This window comes from Flavobacterium sp. (genome assembly GCF_029242675.1).
Classification (GTDB): Bacteria; Bacteroidota; Bacteroidia; order Flavobacteriales; family Flavobacteriaceae; genus Flavobacterium.
Window position 1 is genome coordinate 1 of the sequence record NZ_JAQWTM010000016.1, and the last position, 1657, is coordinate 1657.

Here is a 1657-nt window from a genome sequence, read left to right on the forward strand (position 1 = left end):
CTTCTTTATCAATTTCAGACCCATTAAATTCATTTGGGTAAATAGATTTTCTAGATTTGATTAATTGAGATATTTCTTTGTTTATCATTAAGTAAAAATAAAAAAAGTGAGATTTAATAATTCTCTTTAAATATCAAGAAAAAACCCCAACAAAATGTCGAGGTTAAAAATGTGGGAGATGAGGGGTTCGAACCCCCGACCCCCTCGGTGTAAACGAGGTGCTCTGAACCAGCTGAGCTAATCGCCCTAATTGTGGGTGCAAATATAAGACTAGAATTTACATTTGCAAGCATATTTTTAAATTATTTATAGAAAAAATGCATAATAATTTGTTACTAACTCAATACCAAATCATTAGTAAAACCAACTGCTGATCTTATTTTTTTGGGAATGAACGTGTATAGTGCTACCTTTGTAAACACAAAATATAAATAATGGGAAGGTTCAAAGAAAACGATTTACCTAAATCAAAAATTACTGCTAGTTCTCTTAATAAAGCAAAGATTATTTTCAAGTATGCAGGTAACAACAGTTGGAAATTTTATGTTGGTTTAGTTTTTTTATTGCTAACAAGTGTAACCGCTTTAGCTTTTCCAAAATTCATGGGAATGTTGGTGGATTGTGTGAATAAAAAAGACAGCGAACTAGCAAACCAAATTGCATTAGGATTGGGTTTAGTCTTAATTTTACAGTCGGTTTTTTCATTTTTCAGACTTTCACTGTTTGTGAATTTTACCGAAAATACTTTAGCCAATGTTCGCTTAGCTTTGTACACCAATTTAGTAAAGTTACCCATGTCGTTTTTTTCGCAGAAACGTGTTGGAGAATTAAATAGCCGCATCAGTAATGACATTACGCAAATACAAGACACTTTAACGACAACGATAGCCGAATTCTTGCGTCAGTTCATTCTAATTATTGGTAGTTTCATCATGTTAGCTAGCATCAATATCAAGCTAACAATTATGATGGTTTCAGTAGTACCTCTCGTGGGAGTTGCTGCAGTTCTTTTTGGTCGTTACATCAGAAAATATTCCAAAAAAGTTCAGGATCAGGTTGCCGAAAGTCAGGTGGTCGTCGAAGAAACGATGCAAGGAATAAGTATCGTGAAAGCATTTGCTAACGAATGGTATGAAATCGCTCGTTATAAAGGACGAATTAATGAAGTAGTGAAAATCGCTATTAAAGGTGGTCAGCTACGTGGTTATTTTGCTTCCTTTATCATTGTATGCTTGTTTGGAACCATTGTAGCAGTAGTTTGGTACGGTGTTCAATTAAGTATTGGCGGTGAGATTTCGGTTGGAGAGTTGTTTACTTTTATTTTGTATTCTAGTTATGTAGGTGCATCTTCTGGTGGAATAGCCGAATTGTACGCGCAAATGCAAAAAGCAATTGGTGCTACGGAGCGTGTTTTTGAATTATTAGACGAAACACCCGAAGATATTAAAGGAACTAGTAACTTAAATGCTGAGAAAATAAAAGGAAATGTGACTTTTAAAAATGTTGCCTTTAGTTATCCATCTCGAAAAGAAATTAATGTTTTAAAGGATGTAAGTTTCACAGCTAATTTTGGACAAAAAATAGCTATTGTAGGACCTAGTGGAACTGGGAAATCGACGATCGCTTCCTTATTACTACGTTTTTATGATGTTGAAAG

1 protein-coding gene and 1 tRNA gene are annotated in these 1657 nt (G+C 34.2%); one reads left to right on the top strand and one right to left on the bottom strand.

What is annotated here, in order from left to right; translation table 11 throughout:
• Positions 1–172: 172 nt before the first annotated feature.
• Positions 173–247 (bottom strand) — tRNA-Val (locus P8M54_RS00575).
• Positions 248–434: 187 nt separating this feature from the next.
• On the opposite strand from P8M54_RS00575, the gene P8M54_RS00580 reads away from it, so the two are divergent.
• On the top strand, positions 435–1657 hold a 1223-nt coding region (locus P8M54_RS00580; RefSeq protein ID WP_300283811.1), incomplete at its 3' end, for an ABC transporter transmembrane domain-containing protein.